At 43.6% G+C, this 15,871-nt stretch carries 17 protein-coding genes; 1 reads left to right on the top strand and 16 read right to left on the bottom strand.

Annotation, left to right across the window (positions count from 1 at the left end; all coding sequences use genetic code 11):
* Positions 1–5: 5 nt before the first annotated feature.
* The 8 genes from I6G42_RS08610 to cdaA all read right to left on the bottom strand — a co-directional run bounded on the left by I6G42_RS08610 (position 6) and on the right by cdaA (position 8,183).
* Positions 6–1,877 carry an ABC-F family ATP-binding cassette domain-containing protein gene (locus I6G42_RS08610; RefSeq protein ID WP_038805509.1) on the bottom strand — a complete coding sequence of 624 codons (1,872 nt, stop codon included), beginning with the start codon at positions 1,875–1,877 and terminating at the stop codon, positions 6–8.
* Positions 1,874–3,073, bottom strand: coding sequence for a CCA tRNA nucleotidyltransferase (locus I6G42_RS08615; protein ID WP_068981921.1), 1,200 nt, complete (start codon positions 3,071–3,073; stop codon positions 1,874–1,876). Before I6G42_RS08615 ends, I6G42_RS08610 begins: the two co-directional genes overlap by 4 nt.
* Positions 3,070–3,837 (bottom strand): 4-hydroxy-tetrahydrodipicolinate reductase, encoded by a 768-nt coding sequence (gene dapB, locus I6G42_RS08620; RefSeq protein ID WP_038805511.1) that lies wholly within the window; start codon positions 3,835–3,837, stop codon positions 3,070–3,072. Before dapB ends, I6G42_RS08615 begins: the two co-directional genes overlap by 4 nt.
* Before the next feature lie 39 nt (positions 3,838–3,876).
* Positions 3,877–4,725: a DegV family protein gene (locus tag I6G42_RS08625; protein WP_038805512.1), complete on the bottom strand. Its 849-nt coding sequence runs from the start codon at positions 4,723–4,725 to the stop codon at positions 3,877–3,879.
* 2 nt (positions 4,726–4,727) lie between these two features.
* Positions 4,728–5,102, bottom strand: coding sequence for a DUF1149 family protein (locus I6G42_RS08630; RefSeq protein WP_038805513.1), 375 nt, complete (start codon positions 5,100–5,102; stop codon positions 4,728–4,730).
* Between the two features lie 73 nt (positions 5,103–5,175).
* Complete coding sequence (glmM, locus tag I6G42_RS08635; RefSeq protein WP_038805514.1) at positions 5,176–6,528, bottom strand: phosphoglucosamine mutase; 1,353 nt, start codon at positions 6,526–6,528, stop codon at positions 5,176–5,178.
* A gap of 28 nt (positions 6,529–6,556) precedes the next feature.
* Positions 6,557–7,339 carry a YbbR-like domain-containing protein gene (locus I6G42_RS08640; protein WP_038805515.1) on the bottom strand — a complete coding sequence of 261 codons (783 nt, stop codon included), beginning with the start codon at positions 7,337–7,339 and terminating at the stop codon, positions 6,557–6,559.
* Positions 7,326–8,183 (bottom strand): diadenylate cyclase CdaA, encoded by an 858-nt coding sequence (cdaA, locus tag I6G42_RS08645; protein ID WP_038805516.1) that lies wholly within the window; start codon positions 8,181–8,183, stop codon positions 7,326–7,328. Before cdaA ends, I6G42_RS08640 begins: the two co-directional genes overlap by 14 nt.
* 136 nt (positions 8,184–8,319) lie before the next feature.
* On the opposite strand from cdaA, the gene I6G42_RS08650 reads away from it, so the two are divergent.
* On the top strand, positions 8,320–9,288 hold the full coding sequence (locus I6G42_RS08650; protein ID WP_038805517.1) for an NAD(P)/FAD-dependent oxidoreductase: 969 nt from the start codon (positions 8,320–8,322) through the stop codon (positions 9,286–9,288).
* 31 nt (positions 9,289–9,319) lie between these two features.
* Here I6G42_RS08650 and whiA read toward each other — a convergent pair whose 3' ends face one another.
* The 8 genes from whiA to cmk all read right to left on the bottom strand — a co-directional run bounded on the left by whiA (position 9,320) and on the right by cmk (position 15,862).
* Positions 9,320–10,231: a DNA-binding protein WhiA gene (gene whiA, locus I6G42_RS08655; protein WP_038805519.1), complete on the bottom strand. Its 912-nt coding sequence runs from the start codon at positions 10,229–10,231 to the stop codon at positions 9,320–9,322.
* Positions 10,228–11,205 carry a YvcK family protein gene (locus tag I6G42_RS08660; protein WP_038805521.1) on the bottom strand — a complete coding sequence of 326 codons (978 nt, stop codon included), beginning with the start codon at positions 11,203–11,205 and terminating at the stop codon, positions 10,228–10,230. The genes whiA and I6G42_RS08660 overlap by 4 nt, the downstream gene beginning before the upstream one ends.
* The gene (gene rapZ, locus I6G42_RS08665) at positions 11,202–12,092 is read right to left on the bottom strand and encodes an RNase adapter RapZ (protein ID WP_038805522.1); all 891 of its coding nucleotides are present in this window, start codon (positions 12,090–12,092) and stop codon (positions 11,202–11,204) included. The genes I6G42_RS08660 and rapZ overlap by 4 nt, the downstream gene beginning before the upstream one ends.
* Before the next feature lie 51 nt (positions 12,093–12,143).
* Complete coding sequence (locus tag I6G42_RS08670; RefSeq protein WP_038805523.1) at positions 12,144–12,524, bottom strand: RidA family protein; 381 nt, start codon at positions 12,522–12,524, stop codon at positions 12,144–12,146.
* Between the two features lie 9 nt (positions 12,525–12,533).
* On the bottom strand, positions 12,534–13,121 hold the full coding sequence (gene yihA, locus I6G42_RS08675) for a ribosome biogenesis GTP-binding protein YihA/YsxC (protein ID WP_038805524.1): 588 nt from the start codon (positions 13,119–13,121) through the stop codon (positions 12,534–12,536).
* A gap of 8 nt (positions 13,122–13,129) precedes the next feature.
* Positions 13,130–14,362 (bottom strand): ATP-dependent Clp protease ATP-binding subunit ClpX, encoded by a 1,233-nt coding sequence (clpX, locus tag I6G42_RS08680; protein ID WP_002874765.1) that lies wholly within the window; start codon positions 14,360–14,362, stop codon positions 13,130–13,132.
* Positions 14,363–14,563: 201 nt separating this feature from the next.
* Positions 14,564–15,070, bottom strand: coding sequence for a dihydrofolate reductase (locus tag I6G42_RS08685; protein ID WP_038805526.1), 507 nt, complete (start codon positions 15,068–15,070; stop codon positions 14,564–14,566).
* A gap of 114 nt (positions 15,071–15,184) precedes the next feature.
* Complete coding sequence (gene cmk / locus I6G42_RS08690; RefSeq protein WP_038805527.1) at positions 15,185–15,862, bottom strand: (d)CMP kinase; 678 nt, start codon at positions 15,860–15,862, stop codon at positions 15,185–15,187.
* Positions 15,863–15,871: the final 9 nt, after the last annotated feature.

Genomic DNA, 15,871 nt, shown 5'->3' on the forward strand with positions numbered 1-15,871 from the left:
TTCTTCTAATTATCAAACTCACTTAAGTATTCATAGCGTTCGTATTTTTCAAGGAGTTCTTCGTTTTTTTCATCGAGCTCTTTCTGAAGTGTCGCAAGTTTACCAAAATCAGAGCCATTTGCCTGCATCTCCTCTTCAATAGCAGCGATACGATTTTCCAAGGCTTCAATATCACCTTCAATGCTTGCCCACTCCTGCTTTTCTTGGTAGGTCATGCGTTTCTTGTCTTCACGGACCTTGACCACTTTTTCCTTTTCTGCCTTTTGCACTTGATTGGCCATCTCTGTTTCAAAGGCTTTTTCATCAAGGTAGTCGGTGTAATGACCAAAGAAAGGACGAATCTTGCCATTCTCAAAGGCGAGAATCTTGGTCGCTACCTTATCCAAAAAATAACGGTCGTGGCTAACTGTCAAGACAGGGCCGGCAAAACTCTGCAAGAAATTCTCCAAAACTGTCAAAGTTGCAATGTCTAGATCATTGGTCGGCTCGTCCAAAAGAAGAACATTTGGTTTTTCCAAGAGTAATTTGAGGAGATAGAGGCGTTTTTTCTCTCCACCTGACAATTTCTCAATCAAGGTTCCATGCGTCGAACGTGGGAAGAGGAACTGCTCCAGCAACTCTGCAATGGAAGTCGTAGAACCACCACTGGTCTTGACTTCTTCTGCCACTTCCTGCAGGTAATTGATAACGCGCTTGCTCTCGTCTAAGCCTTCGATTTGTTGAGAGAAATAGGCGATGCGAACCGTCTCACCGATGATAAGTTGACCTTCAGTCGGCGCAAGACTTCCTGCAATCAGATTAAGCAGGGTGGATTTTCCCACACCGTTGTCCCCAACGATACCGATACGGTCTTTGGCCTGCACCAAGAGGTTAAAATCTTGTAAAATGGGCTTGTTCTCATAAGCGAAGGAAACATCTTTAAACTCGATGACCTTCTTACCAATCCGACTGGTCTCAAAGTTCATGGTTAAGTCTGTCTCAGTAGGATTATCTGAAACTTCCTTTTTCAAGTCGTGGAAACGATTGATACGAGCTTGTTGCTTGGTCGCACGCGCCTGCGGTTGTCTGCGCATCCAGGCCAATTCTTGCTTATAAAGTTGTTCTTTTTTGTGGAGAAGAGCCGCATCGCGCTCATCCTGTTCCGCCTTAAGGCGAACATAGTCCTGATAATTGCCCTGATACTCGGTCAAGCCTGCTCGGTCCAACTCGAAAATTCGTGTTGACAAAGCGTCTAGGAAATAACGATCATGTGTGATGAAGAGAACGGTCTTCTTGGAATTTTTCAAAAAGAGGGTCAGCCACTCAATAGTCGCAATATCCAAATGGTTTGTCGGCTCATCCAGAAGCAAGAGGTCGTGGTTTCCTAGGAGAACTTGCGCCAACTGAATCCGTCTTCTCAGACCACCTGACAATTCGCCAACAGGAGTTGATAAGTCCTGAATCCCCAACTTGCTGAGAACCGTCTTGACCTGGCTTTCAATTTCCCAAGCTTGGAGAGAGTCCATCTCTGCCATGACCCGTTCCAAATGAGCCTGCTTGTCCTCACTGTAGTTGAGCAGGAGGAGTTCATACTCACGAATCAACTGGATTTCCTTGAGGTCGCTGGATAGAACCGTATCCAAGACCGTCTTGCTATCATCAAAATCTGGATTCTGAGTCAAGTAACCGATCTTATAGTCATTCTTTGCCGAAAAGGGACTGACATCACCATCAAAGACAGAAACACCCGAAAGAACATCTAAAAGGGTGGTCTTACCCGTTCCATTGACACCAATTAGACCTATTCTGTCCAAGTCATGAATAATAAAGGAAATATCCTTAAAAACGGTCTTGTCACCAACGGATTTGCTTAGTTTTTCAACGATAAAATCACTCATTTTTTCTCCCTCAGGTAAGCATGGATGGCTTGACGGTCATTTTCCAACTCTCCATCAACAATGGCAAACTCAATCTCTGTTAAAACCTCTCCCAAATCTGGCCCAGGTTGATAACCATATTCCTTGATTAAAATACCACCGTTGATCTGGATTTCTTTCTTATCATAAATGGTCAAACTCTGGTAAGTTTCTGTGATGGCTTGTGGGTTGACTGCTTTTCCTTGAGCCTGACGAAGATTTTCAGCCTGTAGAAGGGAATCCAAGTCAAAGCGGTAACAATCGCGCTTGCTCAGCTCTCCTTCTTCTCGCAAAGCCAAAATAGTCAGCAAATCTTGTACTTGCTTGGCAAACTGGCGTGAGGTTTTCCACGCCTTCAAAAATGGCTGCGCATCTTTAATCTCCAAAGTCCACAATAGAGCCGCCCAAGCTTGTTCGGAAGATTCAAAAGTGAAATCCGCCTCTAAATCAAACAGTCTGTTGAGCTTGTCTTGGCTTCCTGCCATATCTGGAAGATAGTCATAAGCTCGACTCTCAATCATGGAAGCCAGACCAACTCGCCAAAAAGGTGCCAGCAAGAGTTTATCAAACTCAACGAAGATACGCTCCACAGAAATCTTCTCCAAGAGCGGCGTCAAAGTCTTCATCGCTTTAAATGTTTCTGTCTCAAGTTCAAAGCCAAGACTGGCCTGAAAACGGAAACCACGCATAATCCGCAAAGCATCTTCATTGAAACGCTCACTAGCCACTCCAACTGCTCGCAAGACTTGGTTTTTCAAATCTTTGAGACCATCGAACAAATCAATGATTTCTCCCGTCTCATCCAAGGCAAAGGCGTTAACTGTGAAATCACGACGCTTGAGGTCTTCTTCTAGCGAACGCACAAAGGAAACCGCACTGGGTCTGCGATAGTCTACATAGACATCCTCTGTCCGAAAGGTCGTCACCTCATACTCCTCGTCCCCATCTAAAACCAAGACGGTTCCGTGCTCGATTCCGATATCGGCTGTTCTCGGAAAGATCTGCTTGGTCTCCTCTGGATAAGAAGAGGTTGCGATATCCACATCGTGGATGGGACGATTGAGGAGGGCATCTCGAACAGAGCCCCCAACAAAATAGGCTTCAAAGCCTGCTTCTTTAATTTTTTCTAATACTGGTAAAGCCTTCTGAAATTCAGAAGGCATTTGCGTTAATCTCATAATAAGTGTTCTAATCCATAGACAAGCTCATGACGCTTGACAACTTCTTTGATTCCCAAATTCACCCCTGTCATGAAGGAGCTGCGATCATAGGAGTCATGACGGAGGGTCAATCCTTCTCCTTGATTGCCAAAGATGACTTCCTGATGGGCTACCAAGCCTGGTAGACGGACCGAATGGATGCGCATGCCATCAAAGTCAGCACCGCGAGCACCTGCAATCAATTCTTCCTCATCAGGCGCACCTTGCTGGATTGATTCCCGAACTTCCGCCATCAACTCAGCCGTTTTAATGGCTGTTCCACTCGGAGCATCTTTTTTCTTGTCATGATGGAGCTCGATAATCTCCACATTTGGGAAATATTTGGCAGCCTGCGCCGCAAATTGCATGAGCAAGACAGCTCCCAAGGCAAAGTTAGGGGCAATCAAGCCACCTAAATTTTGCTTACGAGAAAATGCTTTTAGTTCTGCAATTTCCTCACTAGTGAATCCAGTTGTTCCAACTACTGGAGCGAAGCCATTTTCGAGAGCAAAGCGTGTATTTTCGTAGGCAACGGCTGGTGTGGTAAAATCTACCCAAACATCCGCTTCAAAACCAACCAAGTCAGCCTTATCATTGAAGACAGGAATTCCCTGCCATTCTGACTCAGACTCAAAAGGATCCAAAACTGCGACCAAGTCCAAGTCTGGATCAGCCAAGACCATCTGGCAGGCAGCTTGGCCCATTTTTCCCTTAAAACCGGCAATAATTACTCGAATACTCATCTCTACTCCTGTCTAAGATACAAAGCCTGTAAGAACAATCTAAACGATTGGTGTATAGCTCAAGGCGATACTACCTTCTCCAAGGTGGGTTCCAATGACACTACCAAAGCTAACAATTGGAAGCTCAGAAGCCACACCACTCTCAATTAAGAGTTGGCGCAAATCTGCCGCCTTTTGAGGAGCGTTCCCATGAATGACTGTTATACGGTAGTCCCCATCTTTTGTCAAATCCTTGATGATTTCTACCAAACGTTTGATTGCCTTCTTTTCCGTACGAACTTTTTCGTAAACTTCAATCACTCCTTGGTCATTAAAGTAAAGGATAGGCTTGATACTGAGGAGATTCCCTAAGATAGCTGCCCCATTTGACAAACGTCCTCCCTTAACCAAATGATCAAGGTCATCTACTATGATAAAGGCTGAATTATCAGCAATTTGGATAGCCAACTTCTCCTGAATCTGAGCAAAATCATCGCCTTGTTCTGCCCATTCAAAGGCACTCTCCACCATAAATCCTAGAGGGGAACTTGTGATATGGGTATCTGGAAAGGCAATGGTCAAACCATCATACTCATCCAACATGTATTGGATGTTCTGATAAAAGCCTGAAATTCCTGACGAAAGAAAGAGTCCTAAGACATGGGTATAGCCCTCATCTTTCAAGGAACTTAGAATCTCATCCAGTTTAGCAATACTTGGTTGACTAGTTTTAGGCAATTCTGCAGACTGAGCCATTTTTTGATAAAATTCCTCAGCAGTCAGATTAAAACCTTCTACATACTCCTCTCCATCGATATTGACAGGAATATCCAAGATAAAAAGATTCTCTCTTTGCAGCGTCTTCTCCTCTAAATAGGCTGAAGAATCTGTAATGACAGCTAATTTCATGACTAAAACTCCAAATTGATCCCTGGAAGATCCAAGGCGATTTCTGTTACTTCATACGTCAAACGATTGAGCATGTTCAAACATGGACGTGCCAAGGTTTCGACTTCTTCTTGGTTAAATTCGCTTGGTTCGTTGACAATTCGATCTTCCACATGGTTAACTTGAGAAATTGTTCCGCTGATGACAAATTTGTCAAAGACAATCATAAAACTCAAGATAACAACAAGCGAAGTCACTTGGTTTTCTTGGTCATGTTGGAGCAACTGAAAGTTCACGTCTACCTTGGTTTCAGGGGCTCCATTTTCATTTTCCCATTCAAAGTTGCGAGCATCAAAATGATACTGGCTAACAAATTCTTGTTCTCGTTTAAGATTCATTTTTCTCTCCCATTGCTACAATTTACTATGCAATTGTACCACATTTTTATCTTTTCATCTAGTTTTCTAGGCTTTAGTCAATTCCGATTTCAGCTCGAACTACATCCGCAATCGTATCTACGTAGTAGTTCACTTCTTCTGTTGTTGGGGCTTCTGCCATGACGCGCAAGAGGGGTTCTGTTCCACTTGGGCGGACAAGGATACGGCCGTTCCCTGCCATTTCTTCTTCCATCTTCTCGATGATTGTCTTGATGGCTGGCACTTCCATGGCTTTTTCTTTCATGGCATTTTCCACTCGGATATTGACCAGTTTTTGTGGGTAAATCGTCACTTCTGATGCTAGTTGAGACAAGCTCTTGCCTGTTTCTTTCATGATTTTGGTCAATTGGACAGCTGATAATTGACCATCACCTGTTGTATTGTAATCCATCAAGATAACGTGACCAGACTGTTCACCACCAAGATTGTAGCCTGATTTTCTCATTTCTTCAACGACATAGCGGTCACCAACAGCAGTCACTGCCTTGTTAATGCCAGCACTTTCCAAGGCCTTATGGAACCCAAGGTTAGACATAACCGTTGTCACGATGGTGTTTTGAGCCAACTGGCCTTTTTCAGAAAGGTATTTTCCGATGATGTACATGATCTTATCACCATCGACGATGTCGCCATTTTCATCAACAGCAATCAAGCGGTCACTGTCTCCGTCAAAGGCCAAACCAATAGCTGACTGACTTTCTTTGACCACTTCTTGAAGAGCTTCTGGGTGTGTAGAACCCACATTCAAGTTGATATTAAGACCATCTGGTGTCTCACCGATAACTGTCAACTGAGCTCCAAGATCAGCGAAAATCTGACGGGCGCTTGTAGATGCTGCACCGTTTGCTGTGTCCAAGGCCACTTTCATTCCCTCAAGAGGAGCTCCAGTTGAAACAAGGTAGCCTTCATACTTACGCAAGCCTTCTGGATAGTCCACTAAGGTTCCTAAACCTTCTGCACTTGGACGAGGAAGAGTATCTTCAGCAGCATCTAGCAAGGCTTCGATTTCTGCTTCTTTGTCGTCATCAAGTTTGAAGCCATCCCCACCAAAGAATTTAATTCCATTATCAAGGGCTGGGTTGTGGCTAGCGGAAATCATGACACCTGCACTGGCTCCCTCAGTTTTGACCAAGTATGCTACTGCTGGTGTTGCAAGGACACCGAGTTTGTAGACGTGAATCCCTACAGAGAGGAGACCTGCCACCAAGGCAGATTCTAACATTTCTCCTGAGATACGTGTATCACGTCCTACAAAGACTTTAGGGGCTTCTGTTTCGTGTTGGCTAAGAACATATCCACCAAAACGTCCCAGTTTAAAGGCCAATTCTGGCGTCAGTTCTACGTTTGCTTCTCCACGGACTCCATCGGTCCCAAAATATTTACCCATTTTATTTATCATCCTTTTCTATTATTTATTATTGTTTAGACGAATCTGATTTCGTTTCTGAACTCGTTGAAGACGAACTTCCCTCTGAGGAACTTGTTGACGAGTTACTCGAACTAGACGCTGCTGTTTTTGTTGTAATTTTCATAGTCGTATCAAATGGCATAATGACACTTGGCAAAACATTTCCATTTTTATCAACTGCTTGTAGTGGAACAGAGGCCGAGTAGTTACCTGTTATCCGTTCACTTGTAGGCAAGATGGCAATGACACGATCTACTCTAGAGAGAGTCTCTTCATCACTAATAACCGTTACTCTTTCATCTGACACAGTAACTGTATCGATTTTCACACGAGAATCAATCTGGCTAGGATCAATCTCCGGCACAACGATTACATTGTCTCGTTTTGCTTTTTTACCGACCTTCACTGTTATCTTTTGTGGTGTCGCAACAGCGGTCAAACCACTTGGTAGATTTTCTATGTTTAGAGGAACTTCTATTGTTCCAACACCAGCATTTGTCAAGTCAGCTGTCACCTTGAATTTGCGCGTACTTTCCTGCATTTCGCTCGCCAATGCAACTCTGTTTGACCCTGTCAGAAAGACCGTCACTTCAGATGTAAAACCACTAATAAAGTACTGATCACTGTCATACTGAATATCGATCGGTACATTGAGTACTGTATTAGTATAGGTTTCCGTCCGTACCTGTCTAGCACTATTATTATTCTGATAGTTTGTAGAAGTCGCATAGATAAAGAGGATGCAAGCGAAAAAGAAGGAAGAAATAATATAAAGACTATTTTTTCTCATGTTTCAATCCTCCTAGCAAACGCTCTTTCAGACCATGTTTTTCCTCTGATGTTGGAAGTAGGATTCTTCTCAATTCAGATTCAAACTCTTCCAAGGTCAAATCGTGCTTAAAGACTCCATTATAGGTGATTGAGATGCCACCTGTTTCCTCCGAAACCACAAAGGTAAGAGCATCTGATACTTCCGACAAACCAATCGCCGCCCTGTGACGCGTTCCAAACTCTTTGGAAATCTCTGTATTTTCAGTTAGTGGCAAGTAAGCTGAGGTAACAGCAAGCCGATCTTCTCGGATAATGACCGCTCCATCGTGCAAGGGAGTGTTAGGAATAAAAATATTGATGAGCAATTCAGCTGAAATCTTTGCATCTAGGGGAATCCCCGTCGAGATGTATTCCTGCAAGGTTCTCACTCGCTGCACTGCTACTAGCGCACCAATCTTACGCGGGCTCATGTACTCGACTGATTTGACAAAGGCACGAATCATCTGCTCTTCTGCACTAATCGGAGCATTGGTAAAGAAATCCGTTGCCCGACCCAACCGCTCTAGACCCGTCCGAATCTCTGGTGAAAAGATGACTACTGCTGCAATAACCCCATAGGTGATGATTTGATTGATCAACCAAGAAATAGTTGTTAAACCAATCATATTGGAGAGAATTTGAGCTAGAATGAAGACCAAAACTCCCCGCACCAAGATCATGATTTTAGTACCTGCAATGGCCTTTGTAAAATGATACAAAATATAAGTCACAATCAAAATATCAATCAGATTGATGACGATACTCCAAGGGCTTGAAAACAAACTCGTCCAGTATTGCAAGTTGGAAAATTGCTGAAAATTCATCCCTGGTTCCCTCCTTATCAAAACACGTTCCGTTCTATTATACCATTTTCTAACAATTTTTTCCCTATCCCACTTCATTTTAATTTGATTAAAAATATGATAAAATAAACTGACTAGAAAAAACGAAGGAGAAATCATGTCTCAACTCTATGATATTACCATTGTAGGTGGCGGTCCCGTCGGCCTCTTTGCTGCTTTTTACGCCCACCTACGCCAAGCCAAAGTCCAAATCATCGACTCCCTTCCCCAGCTCGGTGGTCAACCAGCCATCCTCTACCCTGAAAAGCAAATCCTTGATGTGCCAGGTTTCTCAAACCTTACTGGAGAAGAGTTGACCAATCGCTTGATTGAGCAGCTAAACGGCTTTGAAACACCTGTTCACCTCAACGAAACCGTTCTTGAAATCGAGAAACAAGAAGAAGGTTTTACAATTCAAACCAACAAAGGAAGCCACCTGACTAAAACCGTCATCATTGCCATGGGTGGTGGCGCCTTTAAACCACGACCGCTTGAATTAGAGAGTGTTGAGGACTATGAAAACATCCACTACCACGTTTCCAACATTCAGCAATACGCTGGGAAGAAAGTAACCATCCTTGGTGGGGGAGATTCAGCAGTGGACTGGGCTCTAGCTTTTGAAAAAATTGCCCCAACCACTCTCGTTCACCGCAGAGATAACTTCCGCGCCTTGGAACACAGTGTGCAAGCCCTGCAAGAATCATCTGTAACCATTAAGACACCGTTCGTTCCTAGCCAACTCCTTGGAGATGGAAAAACACTCGATAAACTGGAAATCACAAAAGTTAAATCAGATGAAACTGAAACTATCGAGGTAGACCACCTCTTTGTCAACTATGGTTTCAAATCATCTGTCGGTAATCTTAAAAATTGGGGTCTGGACCTCAACCGTCACAAGATTATCGTCAATAGCAAACAAGAATCCAGTCAAGCAGGTATCTACGCCATTGGGGACTGTTGCTACTATGACGGAAAAATTGACCTGATTGCGACAGGACTGGGTGAAGCACCAACAGCTGTGAACAATGCCATCAACTACATAGACCCTGAGCAAAAAGTGCAACCAAAACACTCAACAAGTTTATAAAAAACAACCACGGATAGAATAATCCGTGGTTTTATAATTCATCTGCAATCTTGTTTATTTTTCTCAGTCTGTGGTTGACGCCACTTTTGGTCAAGGGATTGCTCAGGCTATCTGCCAACTGCTGGATAGAATAGTCTGGGTGCTGGATTCGCAACTGAGCTACCTCCTGCAAATCCACTGGTAAATTTTCCAAACCCATTCTATCTTTGATTTTACTGATATTGTTGATGGTCTTCATACTGGCAGAAACCGTTCGAGCGATATTGGCTGTCTCGGCATTATTAGCCCGATTGAGATCGTTACGAGTTTCTCGCAAAATCTTAACGCGCTCAAAATTATCACGCGCCTGCATGGCTCCGATGACAATCAAGAAGTCCATAATGTCTTCTGCCCGCTGGAGATAGGTAACTGCACCTTTCTTTCGCTCAATAACCTTAGCGTCCAGCAAAAACTGCTGAAGGAGAGAGGCCAATCCTTGGGCATGGTCCATATAAACGGAACTAATCTCCAACTGGTACTTGCCAGACTCCGGATCTCGGATGCTACCATTTGCCAGAAAGGCCCCACATAAGTAAGCACGTCCAGCCTCCTCATCTGCTAAAATATCGGGATCGATACCCGTCTCCAAACCAAAGAAGGAATCCGCAAGCCGCAAATCAGCTAAAAGCTCCTGCACTCTCTCATCGGTATAGACCGTGTAGACACGATTCTTACGAAGATTGCTTCTCTGATGGTGACGAATCTCTGACTTGATGTCATAAAAATGGAGAAAGGACTCATAGAGATGACGAGCTAACTTGGCATTTTCAGTCACGACTGACAAGGTCAAGCCTGAAGTAGAGAGACCGATACTGCCAGACATCTTGATGATGGCAGACAATTCATGGCTGCTTAGATGATGTTGACCAAGAATTTCCTCTTTTACTGCAACTGTAAAACTCATTTTCGCACCTGTATAATTCGCATCAATTCATCCACAATCAAATCCCCATCGTGGAAGGCTCCTCCATTTTCCAAACGAAGGAAGTTGGATGAAATCACACGAGGGACCTGCTGGCAAAGACCAGCAAAATCATGCTCTACCTGAACCAAATATTCATCAAAACGGTTGGTATTCATGTATTCTCTAGGAACTTGCTCGATATTCACCAGAACCGTATCAATGAAGGGACGCCCTAGATGACGGTGGAGAACTTCCACGTGGTCACTGTCTGAAAAGTGCTCTGTTTCCCCACGCTGGGTCATAATATTGCAGACATAGGCTATCTCCGCCTTGGTCTCCAAGAGAGCCTGCCCAATCTCCTCAATGACAATATTTGGCAAAATCGATGTAAAGAGGGAACCAGGCCCCAAGACGATCATATCACTCTCGAGGATAGTATTGACCACTCGACGGCTGGCTTGGGGTGTTTCATCATCCAAGGTATTGGTCACATAGACATGGTCGATCATACCTGGATGATCTGCAATGTGGCTCTCACCTGCCACCTTAGAACCGTCTTTAAAGACTGCATGCAGTGTCAGAGGCTGATCGCTCGATGGGTAGATTTTTCCTGTTGTGTGGAAAAAGAGACTTAGCAGCTGCATGGCATTATAAGTGGATCCTTGCATTTCAGATAGGCCAGCAATGATAATATTTCCTAGCGGATGACCCGCAAAAGCTCCAGCCTCTTCTGAGAAGCGGTACTGAAAAACTTTCTCATAAAATTTAGGCATATCCGACATGGCTACCAGAACATTGCGAAGATCACCTGGTGGTGTCAGCTGTTGGATATTTTTTCTTAGCTCACCAGAAGATCCACCATCATCAGCTACCGTTACGATGGCTGCGATATCAACATCCTTTTCTCGCAAGCTTTTCAAAATGACGGGGATACCTGTTCCTCCACCAATTACCGTTATCTTTGGTTTTCTCATGAACGGTTTACCGTTTCCTTTCTTCGGTCTTTGTCACGATGGCTTTCATTGACAGGCCAGTTTTTAGCAAGGTCCTCAGCGATTCGTTTTGCAAAGGCAACACTACGGTGTTGTCCACCTGTACATCCTACTGCAATGGTTAAAACAGACTTGCCTTCTTTTTTGTAACTTGGCAAAATGGGCTCAATCAAGGCGAGTAAGTGCTGATAAAAATTTTCAGACTCTTCATGATTCATCACATAGTCATAAACTGCTTGATCCTCACCTGTCTGATTACGAAGTTCAGGGAGGTAGTATGGGTTTGGCAAGAAACGGACATCAAAAACCAAGTCTGCATCAATAGGGATACCATACTTGAATCCAAAAGACATGACCTCGATACGGAAAGACTGAGCTTGCTCTTGGTCTGAAAATTGCTCTGCAATGGTTTTACGCAGTTCACGCGGAGTGAGTTCTGTTGTATCCACTACATTTTGACTCATGTTTTTCAAAGGTGCTAAGAGTTCACGTTCCAACTTGATGCCATCTAAAATCCGACCATCAGCTGCTAGAGGGTGACTTCGTCTAGTTTCCTTATAGCGTGCCACCAATTCCTTATCTGCTGCGTCTAAAAAGAGGATTTTGAAGTCCAAATCGTCTTGGTTTTCCAATTCATCCAAAACAGACTGAATCTCTGAAAAGAAGGAACGGCTACGCATGTCCACTACCAAGGCCAGTTTGTGATCATCATCTTTAGTTTCAACCAACTGCAAAAACTTTGGCAAGAGGGCTGGCGGCATATTATCAATAGTGAAATATCCCAAATCCTCGAAGGACTGAATGGCTACCGTTTTCCCTGCGCCACTCATCCCTGTCACAATTACCAGGTGAAGTTGTTTCTTTGTCATCTATCTCTCCTTATATCAAAAAAAGTTTGGCAGAGCCAAACTTCAACTAGCTTATCCAATCTCTGCGATCACTTCAATTTCGACTTTTACATCACGAGGAAGACGTGCAACCTCTACAGCTGAACGAGCTGGAAATTCCTCTTTAAAGGCAGTCTGGTAAACCTCGTTAAAAGGAACAAAGTCATTCATATCGCTCAAGAAGCAAGTTGTTTTGACAACATGGTCAAAGTCTGTTCCTGCTTCAGTCAAAATAGCACCGATATTTTTCAAGACTTGTTCTGTCTGTTCTTGGATCGTTTCTCCTACAATTTCTCCAGTTTCAGGAGATAGGGGAACTTGACCGCTCGCAAACAAAAGATTGCCAACGATTTTTCCTTGAACATATGGTCCGATTGCTTTTGGAGCTTTGTCTGTATGAATTGTTTTTGCCATTTCTTTCCCTCACAATTTTTCTAATATTGCATCCCAAGCCTGATCCATCCCTGCCTTGCTGACAGATGAAAAGAGGATGAAGTCGTCACTTGGGTCAAAGTTTAATTTCTTTTTGATTGCTGATTCGTGCTTGTTCCACTTACCACGAGGAATCTTGTCCGCCTTGGTCGCAACGATGATAACCGGAATCTCATAATACTTGAGAAATTCGTACATCTGCACATCATCTGCTGACGGGTCGTGACGGAGATCTACCAGACTGACCACGGCACGGAGATTTTCACGAGTTGTCAGGTACTCCTCAATCATGCGCCCCCACTTTTCACGTTCCTTTTTGGAAACGCGGGCATAGCCGTAACCTGGTACATCCACAAAACGCATCTTGTCATCAATATTAAAGAAGTTGAGCAACTGGGTTTTACCTGGTTTCCCAGATGTACGGGCCAGATTCTTGCGGTTGAGCATGGTGTTGATAAAGCTAGACTTGCCAACATTTGAACGCCCTGCAAGGGCAATCTCTGGCAGGTCATCCTGCGGATAGTGGGACTTATTGGCCGCACTAAGCAAGATTTCAGCATTGTGTGTATTGATTCCCATAGTCACCTCTAGGCTGTTTCTAGGATTGGTTTTTCCGTTCCATCGACAGCTTCTTTCGTGATGCGGACCAATTTCACATTTTCTTGACTTGGCACTTCAAACATAACATCTAGCATGGTTTCTTCAATGATGGAGCGAAGACCACGCGCACCAGTTTTACGCTCTATAGCCTTATTGGCAATCTCTTGAAGGGCTTCATCGTCAAATTCCAATTCAACGTCATCATAAGAAAGCAAGGTTTGGTATTGTTTGACCAAAGCATTTCTTGGTTCTTTCAAGATGCGAACCAAGTCATCTACTGTCAATTGCTCAAGAGCAGCAAAGACAGGCAAGCGTCCAATCAACTCAGGGATAATACCGAATTTTTGAATGTCTTCAGCGATGATTTCTTGCATGTAGGAGCTGTTTTCGTCAATCGCCTTGTTATTTTGGCCAAAACCGATGACTTTTTCTCCCAGACGTTGTTTAACGATTTCTTCGATGCCATCAAAGGCACCACCCACGATGAAGAGGATATTTTTAGTGTCCACCTGAATCATCTCTTGTTGCGGATGTTTGCGTCCACCTTGAGGCGGTACGCTGGCTACAGTTCCCTCAATAATCTTGAGAAGGGCTTGTTGTACCCCTTCGCCCGAAACGTCACGTGTGATAGACACATTCTCGCTCTTCTTGGCAATTTTGTCAATTTCATCAACGTAGATAATCCCACGTTCTGCACGTTCGATGTTAAAGTCAGCTGCCTGCAAGAGTTTGAGGAGGATATTTTCCACGTCCTCACCCACATAACCAGCCTCAGTCAGAGCTGTCGCATCTGCAATAGCAAAAGGCACGTTCAAGCTCTTAGCCAAAGTCTGGGCCAAGAAAGTTTTCCCAGAACCAGTTGGGCCAATCATCAAGATGTTTGACTTCTGCAAATCCACATCTTCTGACTCTTCACGCGTATCATGGAAATTGATACGTTTGTAGTGGTTGTAAACTGCTACTGCCAAGGCACGTTTGGCACGATCTTGACCGATCACATAATGGTTCAAGATATTGAGGAGCTCGATTGGTTTTGGTACTTCAGACAAGTCTGCCAAGACTTCCTCAGCCAACTCCTCCCGAATAATTTCCTGAGCCAATTCCACACATTCATTACAGATAAAGGCATTGTTCCCAGCGATTATTTTCTTTACTTCTTCTTGGCTTTTGCCACAAAATGAGCAATAAACCATCATATCATTTTTCCTATTTGTAGGCATGATTTCCTTCCGTTCTATATTTTCTTTCTATCTAAAATAAGGTCATATAAAAAGCATGGACACTGTTTACCAGATTGGTAAAAGCATTCAACCAGAGTAAGGCAGATAGTCCATAGCGCTTCTTACGAAAAGCCTGTGCTCCAGTCAAAATACAGATTACACACAAAAAAGCTGTAAAAAATCCAAATATACTGCGCTCCATTAGACTTCCTTTCTTTCTCGGTATTCGATGGTGAAATCATAGTCGTTTTTCTCATCTCGGGTATAAGATTTGCTTGCGACTGTCTCAAAACGAGACAAGTTAAACTCCTCAGGGAAATAGGTATCTCCCTCCACCTGAGCATGAATCTGTGTCACGATGATTTCATCTAAATAAGGCTCAAAAGCCTGAAAAATCTGTTTTCCACCTATGATATAGAGATTCTTGTCCTGACTCTGATACCAAGCTAAAACAGACTTCACATCTTGAAACACGAGCGCACCATCCACGACTTCGTCACTGTTTCGTGTCAAAATCAAGGTTTGGCGTTTGGGAAGCAGACGACGTCCCATTCCATCAAAGGTCACTCGCCCCATCAAGATGGCGTGATTTAAAGTTGTTTCCTTAAAATGCTGTAATTCTGCTGGCAAATGCCAAGGAAGACGATCTTCTTTACCAATCACACCTTTCTCATCTTGGGCCCAAATGGCTATGATTTTCTTTGTCATGCTTCCATCCTTTTCATTGATACTACTATTTTATCAAAAATCTCCCAAAAAGACTGTTTTCAAATGCTCCCAAAGAGAGAAAAGAAGCAGGCTAGCCTTAGCCTGCTTCACCTGTCACTCGGACATGCGTTTTTTTGCTTCTGATTTAATTTTTTCGACCACTTCTTGGATACTTAATCCAGTTGTGTCAAGGTAAACTGCATCCTCCGCTTGTTTGAGAGGAGATGTTTCGCGATGACTATCTTTGTAATCACGTGCCGCAATCTCTTCTTTCAGCGTTTCCAAGTCAGTCTCAATCCCTTTAGCAATATTTTCCTTGTAGCGACGCTCTGCTCTTTCTTCAACAGAGGCTACTAGAAAAATCTTGAGTTCAGCTTGTGGTAAAACAACTGTCCCGATATCACGCCCATCCATGACGATACCACCTTGCTGAGCAATTTCCTGTTGGAGAGAAACCAATTTCTCACGCACTTCAGGAATGGCAGCGATGCTTGAAACCTTGTTGGTCACTTCATTTTCACGAATCGGATGAGTAATATCAACATCTCCTACAAAAACAAGTTGTTCGCCTGCCTCCGAACGTCCAAAACTAATAGGGTGTTGGTTAAGAAGCTCAAGAAGTTGGTCTACATTTCCTGCATCCAACTGGTGCTTGAGTGCTATATAAGTTGCAGCACGGTACATAGCGCCCGTGTCGAGATAAGTGTAACCAAAATCCTTGGCGACAATCTTTGCAACCGTACTCTTACCACTGGAAGCAGGACCATCAATAGCAATTTGAATTGTCTTCATTTCCGACTC

The sequence above is a fragment of the Streptococcus oralis genome (assembly GCF_016028255.1).
GTDB classification, from domain to species: Bacteria; Bacillota; Bacilli; order Lactobacillales; family Streptococcaceae; genus Streptococcus; species Streptococcus oralis_AC.

Coding starts and splice junctions, on each gene's coding strand:
- whiA (WP_038805519.1), bottom strand. CDS start 10,231: ATGAGTTTTACAGTTGCAGTAAAAGAGGAAATTCTTGGTCAACATCAT.
- I6G42_RS08660 (WP_038805521.1), bottom strand. CDS start 11,205: ATGAGAAAACCAAAGATAACGGTAATTGGTGGAGGAACAGGTATCCCC.
- I6G42_RS08650 (WP_038805517.1), top strand. CDS start 8,320: ATGTCTCAACTCTATGATATTACCATTGTAGGTGGCGGTCCCGTCGGC.
- cmk (WP_038805527.1), bottom strand. CDS start 15,862: ATGAAGACAATTCAAATTGCTATTGATGGTCCTGCTTCCAGTGGTAAG.
- glmM (WP_038805514.1), bottom strand. CDS start 6,528: ATGGGTAAATATTTTGGGACCGATGGAGTCCGTGGAGAAGCAAACGTA.
- I6G42_RS08615 (WP_068981921.1), bottom strand. CDS start 3,073: ATGAGATTAACGCAAATGCCTTCTGAATTTCAGAAGGCTTTACCAGTA.
- I6G42_RS08625 (WP_038805512.1), bottom strand. CDS start 4,725: ATGAAATTAGCTGTCATTACAGATTCTTCAGCCTATTTAGAGGAGAAG.
- I6G42_RS08640 (WP_038805515.1), bottom strand. CDS start 7,339: ATGAGAAAAAATAGTCTTTATATTATTTCTTCCTTCTTTTTCGCTTGC.
- rapZ (WP_038805522.1), bottom strand. CDS start 12,092: ATGACAAAGAAACAACTTCACCTGGTAATTGTGACAGGGATGAGTGGC.
- yihA (WP_038805524.1), bottom strand. CDS start 13,121: ATGGGAATCAATACACACAATGCTGAAATCTTGCTTAGTGCGGCCAAT.
- I6G42_RS08670 (WP_038805523.1), bottom strand. CDS start 12,524: ATGGCAAAAACAATTCATACAGACAAAGCTCCAAAAGCAATCGGACCA.
- I6G42_RS08630 (WP_038805513.1), bottom strand. CDS start 5,102: ATGAATCTTAAACGAGAACAAGAATTTGTTAGCCAGTATCATTTTGAT.
- cdaA (WP_038805516.1), bottom strand. CDS start 8,183: ATGAATTTTCAGCAATTTTCCAACTTGCAATACTGGACGAGTTTGTTT.
- I6G42_RS08610 (WP_038805509.1), bottom strand. CDS start 1,877: ATGAGTGATTTTATCGTTGAAAAACTAAGCAAATCCGTTGGTGACAAG.
- dapB (WP_038805511.1), bottom strand. CDS start 3,837: ATGAGTATTCGAGTAATTATTGCCGGTTTTAAGGGAAAAATGGGCCAA.
- I6G42_RS08685 (WP_038805526.1), bottom strand. CDS start 15,070: ATGACAAAGAAAATCATAGCCATTTGGGCCCAAGATGAGAAAGGTGTG.
- clpX (WP_002874765.1), bottom strand. CDS start 14,362: ATGCCTACAAATAGGAAAAATGATATGATGGTTTATTGCTCATTTTGT.